Origin of the sequence: Hydrogenophaga sedimenti, from assembly GCF_051857515.1 — a bacterium.
GTDB lineage: Bacteria > Pseudomonadota > Gammaproteobacteria > Burkholderiales > Burkholderiaceae_C > Hydrogenophaga.
Genome location: NZ_JBPZHA010000019.1, coordinates 24,772 through 37,169, shown reverse-complemented (window position 1 = coordinate 37,169; position 12,398 = coordinate 24,772). Strand labels below are relative to the sequence as shown.

Annotated in this window: 12 protein-coding genes; 7 read left to right on the top strand and 5 right to left on the bottom strand. The window is 70.2% G+C overall.

Annotation, left to right across the window (positions count from 1 at the left end; translation table 11 throughout):
* Window positions 1-60: 60 nt before the first annotated feature.
* From ACS5NL_RS21890 to ACS5NL_RS21880, 3 genes are all read right to left on the bottom strand, one after another.
* Window positions 61-1,857: a histidine kinase dimerization/phospho-acceptor domain-containing protein gene (locus tag ACS5NL_RS21890; protein ID WP_439356126.1), complete on the bottom strand. Its 1,797-nt coding sequence runs from the start codon at window positions 1,855-1,857 to the stop codon at window positions 61-63.
* Window positions 1,858-2,036: 179 nt separating this feature from the next.
* Window positions 2,037-3,095 (bottom strand): DMT family transporter, encoded by a 1,059-nt coding sequence (locus tag ACS5NL_RS21885; protein WP_439356125.1) that lies wholly within the window; start codon window positions 3,093-3,095, stop codon window positions 2,037-2,039.
* A 54-nt stretch (window positions 3,096-3,149) separates the two neighbouring features.
* Window positions 3,150-5,237 (bottom strand): ATP-binding protein, encoded by a 2,088-nt coding sequence (locus ACS5NL_RS21880; RefSeq protein WP_439356124.1) that lies wholly within the window; start codon window positions 5,235-5,237, stop codon window positions 3,150-3,152.
* A 196-nt stretch (window positions 5,238-5,433) separates the two neighbouring features.
* Here ACS5NL_RS21880 and add point away from each other — a divergent pair, with 196 nt between their 5' ends.
* On the top strand, window positions 5,434-6,444 hold the full coding sequence (gene add / locus ACS5NL_RS21875) for an adenosine deaminase (protein ID WP_439356123.1): 1,011 nt from the start codon (window positions 5,434-5,436) through the stop codon (window positions 6,442-6,444).
* A 55-nt stretch (window positions 6,445-6,499) separates the two neighbouring features.
* Here the strand turns inward: add and ACS5NL_RS21870 are convergent, their stop codons facing one another.
* Entirely contained in the window at window positions 6,500-6,703 is a 204-nt protein-coding gene (locus tag ACS5NL_RS21870) for a ribbon-helix-helix protein (RefSeq protein WP_439356122.1), read from the bottom strand.
* A 94-nt stretch (window positions 6,704-6,797) separates the two neighbouring features.
* Here ACS5NL_RS21870 and ACS5NL_RS21865 point away from each other — a divergent pair, with 94 nt between their 5' ends.
* The 5 genes from ACS5NL_RS21865 (at window position 6,798) to ACS5NL_RS21845 (ending at window position 10,788) form a co-directional block, all read left to right on the top strand.
* Complete coding sequence (locus ACS5NL_RS21865) at window positions 6,798-7,556, top strand: YoaK family protein (protein ID WP_439356120.1); 759 nt, start codon at window positions 6,798-6,800, stop codon at window positions 7,554-7,556.
* Window positions 7,553-8,296, top strand: a complete 744-nt coding sequence (locus ACS5NL_RS21860) for a fused MFS/spermidine synthase (protein WP_439356118.1) — start codon at window positions 7,553-7,555, stop codon at window positions 8,294-8,296. Before ACS5NL_RS21865 ends, ACS5NL_RS21860 begins: the two co-directional genes overlap by 4 nt.
* Window positions 8,297-8,359: 63 nt before the next feature.
* Window positions 8,360-9,154, top strand: coding sequence for a MipA/OmpV family protein (locus ACS5NL_RS21855; protein ID WP_439356116.1), 795 nt, complete (start codon window positions 8,360-8,362; stop codon window positions 9,152-9,154).
* Between the two features lie 16 nt (window positions 9,155-9,170).
* Window positions 9,171-10,139, top strand: coding sequence for a bifunctional Delta(1)-pyrroline-2-carboxylate/Delta(1)-piperideine-2-carboxylate reductase (lhpI, locus tag ACS5NL_RS21850; RefSeq protein WP_439356115.1), 969 nt, complete (start codon window positions 9,171-9,173; stop codon window positions 10,137-10,139).
* A gap of 52 nt (window positions 10,140-10,191) precedes the next feature.
* Window positions 10,192-10,788: a glutathione peroxidase gene (locus ACS5NL_RS21845; protein WP_439356113.1), complete on the top strand. Its 597-nt coding sequence runs from the start codon at window positions 10,192-10,194 to the stop codon at window positions 10,786-10,788.
* 6 nt (window positions 10,789-10,794) lie between these two features.
* Here the strand turns inward: ACS5NL_RS21845 and ACS5NL_RS21840 are convergent, their stop codons facing one another.
* Entirely contained in the window at window positions 10,795-11,298 is a 504-nt protein-coding gene (locus tag ACS5NL_RS21840) for a MarR family winged helix-turn-helix transcriptional regulator (protein ID WP_439356111.1), read from the bottom strand.
* A 115-nt stretch (window positions 11,299-11,413) separates the two neighbouring features.
* On the opposite strand from ACS5NL_RS21840, the gene ACS5NL_RS21835 reads away from it, so the two are divergent.
* Window positions 11,414-12,379, top strand: a complete 966-nt coding sequence (locus ACS5NL_RS21835) for a Bug family tripartite tricarboxylate transporter substrate binding protein (protein WP_439356109.1) — start codon at window positions 11,414-11,416, stop codon at window positions 12,377-12,379.
* Window positions 12,380-12,398 lie beyond the last annotated feature (19 nt).

The window sequence follows — 12,398 nt, the reverse complement described above, 5'->3', positions numbered from 1 at the left end:
AAAACGGGCGGTGCAAACGCAGAAACTGCGTTGAATTCGCTGATTCCGAGTCGCGCTGTTTCATGTCGTGGCAAGCCGCCCGCTATCGGCTGGCGCTAAACGTGTTTTGAACACCATCCCTAGCAGGTTCTGCATCACCACCGCCATCAGCCCCGGGTCGGCCTGCACCCACAGGCCGTCCTCGATCGACCACCGCACCCGGCGCGCGGGATCGGTGCGCGCCAGGTCGGAGGCCACCGTGTTCGCCAGCTCGCTCAGGTTGATGCGCTGCGCCTTCAGCTCCGCCCGGCTCTGCTGCGCCATCGAAAGCAGGTCGTTGATCAGCAGCCCCATGCGCCGCGCGCCCTCCTGGATGCGGCCCAGGAAACTGCGTCCTTCGTCGCTCAGCCGCATGCCCTCGGATTCGCCCAGCACCGTGGCGAACCCGTGGATGCTGCGCAGCGGCGTGCGCAGGTCGTGCGACACGCTGTAGGTGAACGACTCCAGGTCCCGGTTCAGCGCCATCAGCTCCTGGGTCCGCACCTTCACACGCTGCTCCAGGCTGGTGTTGAGCTGCTCCAGCGCGAACTGGGTCTCGCGCAGTTCGGTGATGTCCTGCACCGTGCCGTGGTAGCCCACCGGCTGGTTGCCCTCGAAGTTGAACAGACAGAGCAGCCGCACGTGGCGCACGGCGCCGTCGGGCAGAACGATGCGGTGCACCTCGTCCAGCGGCTGGCGCGAGGCCATGGCCGCGTCGAACGCCTCGCGCAGCGCCGCGGCGTCGTCCGGATGCAGCATCGCAACGAACCCTTCGTAGCTCGGCGTGTAGCGGGCCGGCGACTGCGCGAAGATGCGGTAGACCTCGTCGGACCAGGTCAGCGTCCGGCTGGCCATGTCGTATTCCCAGTGCCCGACCCTGGCCATGCGCTGCGCCGATTTCAGCCGCATCTCGCTGCGCTCGTGCTTGTCGCGGCTGCGCTCGAGCTTCCAGAGCAGCCGACCGATCCAGGCACCGATGGCCGCCAGCGCGAGCGACAGCAGGGCGGTCAGCAGCAGCGCGTCCCGGTGGGTCATCTCCAGGGGCGCCAGCACCGCCGACTCCGACAGGCCCACCACCACCACCGCCTCGGTTCCCCGCAGGCGCTGCCAGCCATACAGCCGCGGCACGCCGTCGATCGCGCCCCCCAGGCGGAAAGTTCCCCGCTCGGTCTCCCGGTCCAGCATGAACGGCCGCGTCGAGGGCACGCTCTGCCCCATCGCCGACTCGTTGTCCAGACTGCGGGCGAGCAACTGCCCACCCGGATGCACCAGGCCCACCAGGTCGTTGTCCGACAGCGCCAGCCGCCCCAGCGAACGGGCGAGGTAGGCGCTCGACAGCGCCAGATGCAGCCCGCCCTCGAAATGGCCGTTGCGCTGGATCGGACGGCCGAGCACGAACAGCCACTGCCCGTTCAGGCGCGAACGCACCGGCTCACCGAGCACCACATGGTCCCCGGCGGAGCGCATGGCCTGGAAATACGGACGGTCGCCGACATAGGCACCGGTCGCGGCGCCCAGGCTGTTGTAGATCACATGGCCGCCCGCGTCGACCACCGTCAGATGCGACACCAGTCCGGGCGGCAGCGAATCGAACACCCGGCGACGCTCCGTCTCGAAGGTCTCGCCGGGGCCGTTCCAGTGGCCCCGCAGGTCGAGCAGGCCCAGGTCCAGCAGGTGGAACAGTGTTTCCGTCTGCCCGACCATGGCGTCGGCCAGCTGCTGGCTGCGCAGTTCCTCGCGCGCCAGCACCTCCTCGCGCAGCTGGGCCTGCAGCTGCAGACTCAGCCCCCAGAGCAAGAGCACGGCAAGCGCAGTGAACAGCGCAACCGCCGTCACCATGGAACGGAGTCGGGAAATCAATGCACCCCCTGAGTTTTGTTGCATTTTGTAGCCGATATTCCGTTCCGTGGCATCCGGGACTGTTCGGGGATGCCCCGAGGTTGACCTTCGTCACGCCCGCAGGCACCGTTCGTCGCGTCTGACGCGAACCTGTCGGTCACGGTGAGCGTGACACAGGCTCAGTGCCGGTGCCGGTGCCGGTGCTGGTGGTGCGCGTCGGGCACGTGCGGGTGCGCGTGGTGCAGGGCCACGTGGCGGTGCCAGTGGCTGTGGGTGCCCGCGGGCAGTGGATCGTGCCTGTGGTCGTGGTGCCCGTCGTCGTGGCGGTGGGCGTGCTCGTGCTCCAGCGGTTCGTGGTCGTGGCCATGGGCGTGGTCTTCCAGCAGATGGACCACCAGCCCCACCACCATCAGCGCCCCGCCGAGCAGCCACAGCCCGCTGACCGAGCGCTCGCCCAGCGCGAAGGCACCGAGCGCACCGATGAACGGCGCGAAGGCAAACACCGAGCCGGTCCGCGCGGCGCCGAACTGGCGCTGGGCCAGCAGGTAGCAGCGCAGGCTCAGCCCGTAGCCGCTGGCGCCGACCGCCAGCAGGGCCAGCGCCGCTTCGGCGGACGGCACCGCCTCGCCCCACAGCCAGGCCACCAGACCCGTCGCCCCGGCCCCCAGCGCCGCCTTGGCCAGCACCACCTGTCCCGGGTCGCGGTCGGCCACACCGCGCGAGAGCGTGTTGTCCACGCCCCAGGCCACCGTGGCCGCGGCCACCGCCAGCAGGCCCGAGAGCTGCACCACGCCGGTCATGCCCTGGTCGACCACCAGCAGCAGGCCACCGGCCAGCAAGAGCAGCACCGCGGTCACGACCCGGCGGTCCATCGTTTCGCCGTACCAGCGCCAGGCCAGCAGGGCCGTGAAGACGGCTTCGAGCGTCAGCAGCAGCGAAGCGCTGGCGCCGCTGGTGCGCTGCAGCCCCCAGGCCAGCGCCACCGGTCCGAGCACCGCACCGGCCGCCACCATCGCCAGCAACCGGGGGGCATCGCTGCGCCGCAGCGGCGCCTCGATCGACGCACCGCGCCGCTGGAACACCGCGACCAGTGCGGCGCCCAGGTACAGCAGCGCAGCGGTGGTGAAGGGCCCCAGGCCCTGGCCGAAGCGCTGGACCAGGGGTGTGCTCAGGCCGAACAGGGCGGCGGCCAGCAAGGCCAGCGCCGCGCCGCGCAGGACAGGAGAAGCGATCGGCATGCGTTCGTCGTGGTTCGGGAGGTCGTGCGAGGCTATCACCCCGCGGCCCCGGACTCACCAGGTCGTCAGGTCCGAAGTCACCGCGACCTCGGGCAGGGTGAAGAAGAAGGCGGCCCCCCGCCCCACGGCGCCTTCGCCGCGCACATGGCCACCCTGGCGGCGGATCACCCGGCTCACCGTGGCCAGGCCCACGCCCGAACCCTCGAATTCGTGGTGCGCGTGCAGCCGCTTGAACGGCTGGAACAGCTGCGCCGCGTAGGCCATGTCGAAACCCGCGCCGTTGTCGCGCACGCAGAAGGTCGTCATGCCGTCGGCCTGCGTCTCCTGCGTGAACGAGATGCGGGCGCGGGACGCCTGGCCGGTGTACTTCCAGGCGTTGCCCAGCAGGTTCTGCAGCACCACCCGGATCAGGCCGGGATCGGCCATCGCCTGCAACTGGTCCTGGATGTGCCAGTCGACCTCGCGCCCCGGCTCGGCGCGCTGCAGTTCGCCCGCCACCTGCAGCGCCAGCTCGCTCAGGTCCACCGGCTCCTGGTGCATCCTGGCGCGGCTCAGGTGCGCCAGCGACAGCAGGTCGGTGATGAGCTGCCCCATGCGGCGCGACCCGTCCTGGATCCGGCGCAGGTGCTTGCGCCCCGCCTCGGACAGCTGCGCGCCCTCCTCTTCCTCCAGCACACAGGCAAAACCGTGGATGCTGCGCAGCGGTGTGCGCAGGTCGTGCGACACGCTGTAGGTGAAGGCCTCCAGCTCCCGGTTGGCCTGCGCCAGCTCCCTGGTGCGATCGGTCACGCGGATCTCCAGCTGCTCGTTGAGCTGCTGCAGCGCCAGCCGCGCCATGCGCACTTCGGTGATGTCCTGCACCGTGCCCAGGCTCCGCAGCGGGCGCTCGCCCTCGTATTCGGTCACCCCCTGCTGGCGCACGTATTTCACCCGCCCGCCAGGGAACTGCAGCCGGTGCACATGGTTGTAGGGCTTGCGCGCCTGCACCGACGCCTCGTATTCGTGCTGCACCTGCGCCCGGTCGTCCGGGTGCACCCACTGCAGGAACCGTTCGTACGACGGGTGCGTCAGCGCCGGGTCCATCTCGAAGATGCGGAACACCTCGTCCGACCACTTGACCTCGCCCGAGGCCACATCGTGTGTCCAGCTGCCCAGGCGCGCGAGCTGCTGCGCCTCCTTGAGCTGCGCCTCACGGGCCGCCAGCGCCCGCTGGCTGCGCGCCGCCTGCAGCTGACTGCGCGCGATCACGCCGCCAAACCCCAGCAGCAGCAGCGAGAGCAGCCCGGTGGCCACCAGGTTGCGCCGCAGCGCGGGCACCAGCGGCGCCAGCACCGTGTCGTCGGCCAGCCCCACCGACACCACCAGGCCCGACCCGGGCAGCCGGTGCCACCCGTAGGTGCGCGGCGCGTGGTCCATGACGTCTTCCACCCGGTAGGTGCCCTGCGTCGGCGCCGGGTCGCGCCGGAAAGGCCGGTCCGCGGGCACCTGCGCATTCATCGAGGCATCGTTGTTCCGGCTGCGCGCCAGGTAGTGACCGTCCGGATGAACCAGCGACACCACATCCTGGTCCGACAGCTCCAGCGCGCCGAGCCGCTCCGCCATGTAGGACGACCGCACCACCAGATTCACCACGCCCTCGAAGCGGCCGCCGCGCAGGATCGGCCGACTCACCGTGAAGGCCCACTGACCCAGGAACCGCGACAGCACCGGCGCACTCACCAGCAGGCGGTCGCCGCCGGTGCGCAGGCCCGTGAAGTAGCCGCGGTCCCCCACATACAGGCCCGGATCGCGGCCCAGGCTGTTGTAGACCACATAGCCCTCGGCGTTGATCACCGTCAGGTGGGACACGAAGCCCGCGGGCAGGGAGGACAAGGTGTCGCCGGCCAGCGCATCAAACCGCCGGGCCGTCTCGGGCCGCCACTGCTGGCGCAGCTCCTTGAGCGCCATGTCCAGCATGCCCAGCTGCGCCTGCACCTGCCCCGCCATGGCCCCGGCCACATGCAGGCTGCGCTGGTCGGCCTGCAGCAGCACCTGCTGACGCAGCAACGCCTGCGAACGCAGCGCCTGCCACCACAACACACCGGCTGCGGTGGCCGACAGCAGCACCACCAGCAGCACAAATGAGCGAGAACGCGCCTTCATTCCTTGTATGGGTCTATTTGCTTGTTCGGATCATTTCGACACAAAGCCCCGCAAGTTGAGGCCGGTCCGGCCCGGCGGCGCCGGTGGCGGTGTGCGCGAATGCCGCCCATACGCGCAGGCGCATGCCGCCCGCCCCCCGATGCGGCAGACTGGTGCGGCTGCCGCACGCCGCCCCTTTCAGCCCCCCCCCCACGCCATGCCCACCATCCAGAACCCGTCCGTCGAACGCCTGCGCGCCTTGCCCAAGGCCGAGGTCCACGCACACCTTGAAGGTTGTTTCGAATCCACCCTGCTCGAACAGTGGGCGAAGCAGGCGGGGGTCGCCATGCCGCGGCCCGCGGATCGCCTGTTCGAGTTCGAAGGCCTGGCCGACTTCCTGCACTTTCTCGACTGGGCCTGTGGCCTCGCCGCCACCCCGCAACGCCTGGCCGAGCTGGCCTACAGCTACAGCCAGCGCCTGGCCGAGGGCGGCGCCGGCTACGCCGACGTGATCGTCAACCCGACCCACTGGCCGGCCTGGCACGGGCGTCTGCCCGCCATGATCGACGCCATCGATGCCGGCCTGCGCGCCGCCGAACAGGACGGCCTGCCGCCCGTGGGCCTGTGCGTCAGCCTGCTGCGCACCCAATCGGCGGACGCGGCGGCCGAACTGGTCGACGCCCTGGTGGCCTTGAAGCATCCGCGCGTCGTGGCGCTCTCGATCGACGGCAACGAGGCCGCGGCCGGCCGCACCGGCCTGCGCTTTGCGCAGGCGTTCCGTCGGGCCGGCGCGGCGGGCCTGCGGCGCACCGTGCACGCGGGCGAATCCAGCGGTCCCGAGGGCGTGCGCGATGCGATCGAACTGCTGGGCGCCGACCGCATCGACCACGGGGTGCGCGCCATCGAGGACCCCGAACTGGTGGCGCTGCTGGTGGAGCGACAGATCCCGCTGGGCATCTGCCCGACGTCCAACCTCCGGCTGGGCGTCTACCCCCGCATCGAGGACCACCCCATCGAACGGCTGCGCCGCGCGGGGGTGGCCGTGTCGCTCAACACCGACGACCCGGTCCTGCTGGGCGCCAGCCTCGTGGGCGAATACGCCCTGTGCGCCCGGGCGTTCGGCTGGTCGGACGACGACCTCCGGGCGCTGGCCCGCCACTCGATCGGCGCGAGCTTCGCCAACGCGGACACCAAGGCCCGGCTGGTCCAGGCACTGTCGGCCTGGTGAATGCCCTGGATGGGGCGGCGGCCCCGGCGCCCCGCCGGTTCGGGCGGGATCGCCCTCAACCGGCCGCGCTGTCGTCTTCCGTGACCGGCTGGGCCAGGCCGCTGGGGGTGAAGCTCTCGCCGTGGCTGGCGAGGTAGTCGCGGATCAGGCGCCGCACGACCTGCGACGGGGTCACGTCCTGGCGCGCGCACAGGCTCTCGAAGGCCTTCTTCTTGGCCGGGTCGATCAGAACAGTCAGGCGGGCGGTCTTCAACTCCATGGGTGCATTCTAGGCAGGTGGGGAGACGGTCCGTTCCGGGATAAACATGATAATGTTATTATCATTCTATGTGCTTCCAAAGCACCTCGCCACCATGATTCAAAGCCTGACCCACAAGGTGCGCACCCGCCGCGCCAACCGCCAGCTCGGCGGCTTGCTGGCGTTCGTGGCGGGGGCGGCCAATGCGGGCGGGTTCCTGGCGATCCAGCGCTACACCTCGCACATGACGGGCATCGTCTCGGAGATCGCGGACAACCTGGTGCTGGGCAACCTGTACCTGGGTGCGGCGGGGCTGGCGGCCCTGGGCGCGTTCACCGCGGGTGCCGCCACGACGGCGGTGCTGGTGAACTGGGCGCGGCGGCGGCATCTGCACAGCGAATACGCCTTCTCGCTGATGCTCGAAGCGGTCCTGTTGCTGCTGTTCGGCCTGCTGGGCGCCAACCTGAACGCCCTGATCGACATCTTTCTGCCCGCCACGGTGCTGGTGCTCAGCTTCATCATGGGGCTGCAGAACGCGATCGTGACCAAGATCTCCAAGGCCGAGATCCGCACCACCCACATGACGGGCATCGTGACCGACCTGGGCATCGAGCTGGGCCGGCTGTTCTACTGGAACCGCGCCCTGGACGCCAACGCCGAACACTTTGTCGAGGCCGACCGCGACAAGCTGGGCATCCACGCCACCATCCTGGGCCTGTTCTTCGCCGGCGGACTGGTCGGGGCACTGTCGTTCAAGCAGCTGGGCTTCGTGGCGTCGGTGCCGCTGGCGCTGCTGCTCAGCGCGATCGCGGCACCGATGCTGTGGCAGGACATCGGCGACTGGCTGCACCGCAGGAACGGGGGCCGTCCATGACGCAGTCCGGCGAATGGGTGCACCAGGAACGCTTCGAGCGGGAGCTGCGCTTTGGCGCCACCGACGTGCAGAGTGCGATGGACCTGCGCGACCCCGACCGGCTGGTGCTGGATTACACGCGGCTGATGATGGGCTTCGTGCTGTTCCAGCCGGCGCCACGCAAGATGCTGATGATCGGCCTGGGCGGCGGCTCGCTGCCCAAGTTCTGCCACCGGCACTTCCCCGGAACCGACATCACGGTGGTGGAGATCAACCCGGCGGTCATCGCGCTGCGGGAGCATTTCGACATTCCGCCGGACCAGCCGGGCTTCCGGGTCGTGCAGGCCGACGGGGCCGCCCTGGTCGCCGAGATGGACAGCGCGTCCTTCGACGTCATCTTCGTCGACGCTTTTGATGCCGACGGCATGCCGCCCCCGCTGGGCTCGCAGGACTTCTACACGCACTGTGCGCGCCTGCTGACGACCGGCGGTGTCATGGTCTGCAACCTGCACGAGCTGGACATCCGCTTCGGTTCGTTTCTGGAGCGCATCGGGTCGGTGTTCGACGGCCGCGCCATGGCGGTCGGCACCCGGGAGTGCGGCAACAGCGTCGTGTTTGCGCGCCAGGGCATGCCCCTCCGTGCGGGCCTGCCCCGACACCTGCGGCGGCCTTCGGCCATGGCCGAACAGGCCTGGGCCGACATCGAGGCCGATGTGCACGATGTGGTCCGCGAGGCCAGGAGCGCCAGGGAGTTCGCCTGAGCCTCCCCGCACCCGGCATCTCGTCGTAGCATCACGGCTTCGCCCCACGAACCGATGCCCGACATGCCGACGAACACCCCGCCCCGCCTCTCCCTCGCTCTGGCCCTGAGCCTGGCCGCCACCGCCGCCTGGGCCCAGAGCGCCACCCCCGCCGCATCCGCGCAGCCGGCCCCCACCCGGGCGGCGGCCGACACCCTGGGCGTCGGCCTGCTGGTGACCTCCGAATGGCGGCCGTACCGCGGCGTGGGTAATGTGACGCAGGCGTTTCCGGTGCTGCAGTACGAAAACGCCTGGCTCGACATCTGGGGCCCGGTGGCCGACCTCAAGCTGCACGACGAAGGCCCGCTGCTGGCGGTGCTGCGCGCGCGCTACATCGACACGGGTTACGACGCCGGCGACAGCCCGGCGCTGACCGGCATGCAGGACCGCAAGAACAGCGTGTGGCTGGGCACCAAGCTGCAGTGGCGCACCCCGGTCGCCCACCTGTCGGCCGAGTGGCTGGCCGACGGCTCGCGCCGCAGCAAGGGCCAGCAGCTCAACCTCAAGGTCGAGACCCTGCTGAACGCCGGCCCGGTGCGCATCGTGCCGCGCGTGGGCCTGCAGTGGCTGGACACGAAGTACGTCAACTACTACTACGGCGTGAGCGCCGCCGAGGCGCGCACCGGCCGCGCGGCCTACCAGGGCAAGTCGGCCCTCAACCCCGAGATCGGCGCCCGCTTCCTCTACAACATCACGCCCTCGCAATCGACCTTCGTCGACGTCAGCGCGACCGCGCTGGGCTCGTCGATCAAACGCAGCCCGATCGTCGAGCACGCGTGGGTGCCGGCGGTGCGCCTGGGCTACGTCTACGGTTTCTGAACAAGGTGCCCATCGCATGCAGTTTTTCGACGCCGACGCGACCCGCAGCGCCCTGCCTTTTGACCGCCTGATTCCTGCGCTGCGCGAGCGCTTCGCGGGTGGCTGCGAGGCGCCGCCGCGCCACGTGCACGAGATCGTCAACCCGCTCGGCGAAGCCGGCCAGGACGCCGCCGGCCGGCGCGTGACCTCGCTGATCATGCCGGCCTGGATTCCGGGCAAGTACTACGGCGTCAAGATCGTCAACATCGCGCACGGCAACGCGCGCCGCAACCTGCCCGGGCTGCACGCGACCTACCTGCTGTTCGACGCCCGCACCGGCGTGCCGCTGGCGCAGATGGACGGCGACGTGATCACCGCGCGCCGCACGGCCGCGACCTCGGCGCTGGCGGGCTCTTACTTGGCGCGCGAAGAGGCCAAGCACCTGGTGGTCGTCGGTGCCGGGCGGGTCGCGCGCCTGCTGCCGGCCGCCTGGGCGGCCGTGCGGCCGATCGAACACGTCACCATCTGGGCCCGGCGCGAGAGCGAGGCGCAGGCCCTGGCCGACCAGCTCAAGGCGCGCGGCGTCTCGGCCAGCGCGACGAAGGATCTGGCCAGCGCCTGCGCCTCGGCCGACATCGTCAGCTGCGCCACCATGGCCAACGAGCCGGTGGTGCGCGGCAGCTGGCTGGCGCCGGGCGCGCACCTGGACCTGATCGGCTCGTTCACGCCCGCGATGCGCGAGGCCGACGACGCCTGCTTCGAGCACGCGCGCGTGTTCGTCGACACCGACGAGGCGCTGGAGAAAAGCGGCGACCTGCTGGTGCCGATGCAGCACGGCGTGTTCAGCGCCAACGAGCTGCGCGGCACGCTGACCACGCTGGCGCGCGGCGTCGCCACCGGCCGCAAGGCGCCGGGCGAACGCACCGTGTTCAAGTCGGTCGGCAACGCGCTGGAAGACCTCGCGGCGGCGGTGCTGGTGAGCGAGTCGGCGGCCGCCAGCGCCTGAGGGTCTGTCCGCGCTGGCGGCAGGGGCAAGACAGCGGCCGGACAATCGCGCGATGCACACCGACCACCCCGCCCTCCGCCGCCGCCGATTCGCCCAGGGCTCGCTGGCCCTGCTCGCCAGCCCCTGGCTCGCGCCGGCGCAGGCCCAGACCGCCACGGCAGGCTGCCCCGCGCTGCTGGCACACCAGTTCCCGCGGCTGCAGGACGAGAAGCCGCAGGACCTCTGCCAGTACGCGGGCAAGGTGTTGCTGGTGGTCAACACCGCGAGCTACTGCGGCTTCACGCCCCAGTACGAAGGGCTGGAAGCGCTGTACGCGAAGTACGAGAAGCAGGGGCTGGTGATCCTGGGCTTTCCGTCCAACGACTTCGGCCAGCAGGAACCCGGCGGTGCCAAACAGATCGCCGAACTCTGCTTCAACACCTACGGCGTGAAGTTCCCGATGTTCTCCAAGACGGTGGTCAGGGGCAGCGGCCGCCACCCGTTCTACGCACAGCTTGCGCAGGCCACCGGCTCCACGCCGCAGTGGAACTTCCACAAGTACCTGGTCGCGCGCGACGGCAAGACGGTCACCAGCTTCGCCAGCCAGGTCGAGCCCGGCAGCGCCACGCTCGCCGGCGCGGTCGAGGCGGCCCTCAAGGCCCGGTCCTGAACGCGCTCAGCCGGGCGCGTCCTCCAGCGGTGGCAGCCAGTCGCCGCCCGGGTTCATCCGCGTGGCGCTGGCCTGCAACCGCGCCAGGTGGTTGCTGAACTGCCGGCGCTCTTCGCCACTGAACGGCGACAACAGGTCCCGCTGGATCGCGGCGATGCGCGGAAACACCTCGCCGTAGACGCGCCGGCCCTGCTCGGTCAGGAAGACATGCACCTCGCGCCGGTCCGACGGCTTGGGTTCGCGCCGCACCAGGCCCTTGTCGGTCAGGCTGGTGATGGCGCGCGAGATGCGGGCACGGTCGAGCATGGCGCGCACCGCCAGCTCGGACGACTGCACCCCCTCCACATCCGCCAGGCAGGACAGCACGCGCCACTCGCGCCGCGTGATCCCGTAGTCGCGCTCGCACATGCGCACCACCAGCGGTCCGGCCGTGGCGTGGATGCGGTAGAGGCGGTAGAGCAGCAGGTCGTCCTGGTGCTGCGGTTGCTGGAGCTGGTCGTCGTCGCTCATGGATCTTGGTGTCTCTAGGGAAAACACCGGGAACGATTGATTTCTGCAATTGATTGTCTCTCCCTAGCATGGGCGGCAGCAGCGGGGAAACACCCGCGCACAACGGAGACATTCCATGCAAAAACGCCCCTTCCTGGCCGGCGCCATCGCCCTGGCCTGCATCGCCGCCCTGCCCCTGACCGCGATGGCGCAGGACAAGCCACCGCTGAAGATCGTGGTGGGCTTCCCGCCCGGCGGCTCGGCCGACCTGCTCGCGCGGCTGATGGCCGAGGGCCTGAAGAACGACTTCTCGTCGGTGATCGTGGAGAACAAGCCCGGTGCGGGCGGACGCATCGCGCTGGGCCTGGTCAAGCGGGCGCCGGCCGACGGCCAGACCGTGGTGCTGCTGCCCAGCGGTCCGATGGTGCTGTTCCCGCACGTCTACAAGAAGCTCGACTACGACGCGGTCACCGACTTCACGCCGGTCTCGCTGCTGGCGAATTTCCAGTTCAGCGTGGTCGCCGGGGCCGGGGTGCCGGTCAGGAGCGTGAAGGACATGATCGCGCGCGCCAGGGCCGAACCCGGCAAGGGCACCTACGGCACGCCCGGCCAGGGCACGCTGCCGCATTTCATGGGCGTGATGTTCGGCCAGAAGGCCGGCGCGGAGCTGACCCACGTGCCGTTCCAGGGCGGCGGCCCGGCCAACACCGCGCTGCTGGGCGGCCACATCGACTACAAGTTCGACGTCGTGACCGAGACCGCCGAGCTGCACCGCGCCGGCAAGGTGCGCATCCTCGGCGTGACCGGCAGCAAGCGCGACCCGCAGGTGCCCGAGGTGCCGACGCTCCAGGAACAGGGCGTGGACATGGTCGCCACCGCCTGGTTCGCGATGTACGGCCCGGCCGGCCTCAAGCCCGAGGTGCGCGACATGATCAGCAGCGCGGTCGCCAAGGCCGTGCGCACACCCGCGCTGCGCGCCAAACTGATCGAGCAGGGCTATGAGCCGGTGGGATCGACCCCGGCCGAACTCGCCGCCGCGCAAGCCGCCGACCTCAAGCGCTGGGAAGGCCCGATCAAGGCCACCGGCGTGCAACTCGACTGACTTTTTTTCTTCCGGACCA

Excerpts from the sequence above, each read along its gene's own strand:
- ACS5NL_RS21890 (WP_439356126.1), bottom strand. The coding sequence starts at position 1,857 with ATGGTGACGGCGGTTGCGCTGTTCACTGCGCTTGCCGTGCTCTTGCTC.
- ACS5NL_RS21885 (WP_439356125.1), bottom strand. The coding sequence starts at position 3,095 with ATGCCGATCGCTTCTCCTGTCCTGCGCGGCGCGGCGCTGGCCTTGCTG.
- ACS5NL_RS21880 (WP_439356124.1), bottom strand. The coding sequence starts at position 5,237 with ATGAAGGCGCGTTCTCGCTCATTTGTGCTGCTGGTGGTGCTGCTGTCG.
- add (WP_439356123.1), top strand. The coding sequence starts at position 5,434 with ATGCCCACCATCCAGAACCCGTCCGTCGAACGCCTGCGCGCCTTGCCC.
- ACS5NL_RS21870 (WP_439356122.1), bottom strand. The coding sequence starts at position 6,703 with ATGGAGTTGAAGACCGCCCGCCTGACTGTTCTGATCGACCCGGCCAAG.
- ACS5NL_RS21865 (WP_439356120.1), top strand. The coding sequence starts at position 6,798 with ATGATTCAAAGCCTGACCCACAAGGTGCGCACCCGCCGCGCCAACCGC.
- ACS5NL_RS21860 (WP_439356118.1), top strand. The coding sequence starts at position 7,553 with ATGACGCAGTCCGGCGAATGGGTGCACCAGGAACGCTTCGAGCGGGAG.
- ACS5NL_RS21855 (WP_439356116.1), top strand. The coding sequence starts at position 8,360 with ATGCCGACGAACACCCCGCCCCGCCTCTCCCTCGCTCTGGCCCTGAGC.
- lhpI (WP_439356115.1), top strand. The coding sequence starts at position 9,171 with ATGCAGTTTTTCGACGCCGACGCGACCCGCAGCGCCCTGCCTTTTGAC.
- ACS5NL_RS21845 (WP_439356113.1), top strand. The coding sequence starts at position 10,192 with ATGCACACCGACCACCCCGCCCTCCGCCGCCGCCGATTCGCCCAGGGC.
- ACS5NL_RS21840 (WP_439356111.1), bottom strand. The coding sequence starts at position 11,298 with ATGAGCGACGACGACCAGCTCCAGCAACCGCAGCACCAGGACGACCTG.
- ACS5NL_RS21835 (WP_439356109.1), top strand. The coding sequence starts at position 11,414 with ATGCAAAAACGCCCCTTCCTGGCCGGCGCCATCGCCCTGGCCTGCATC.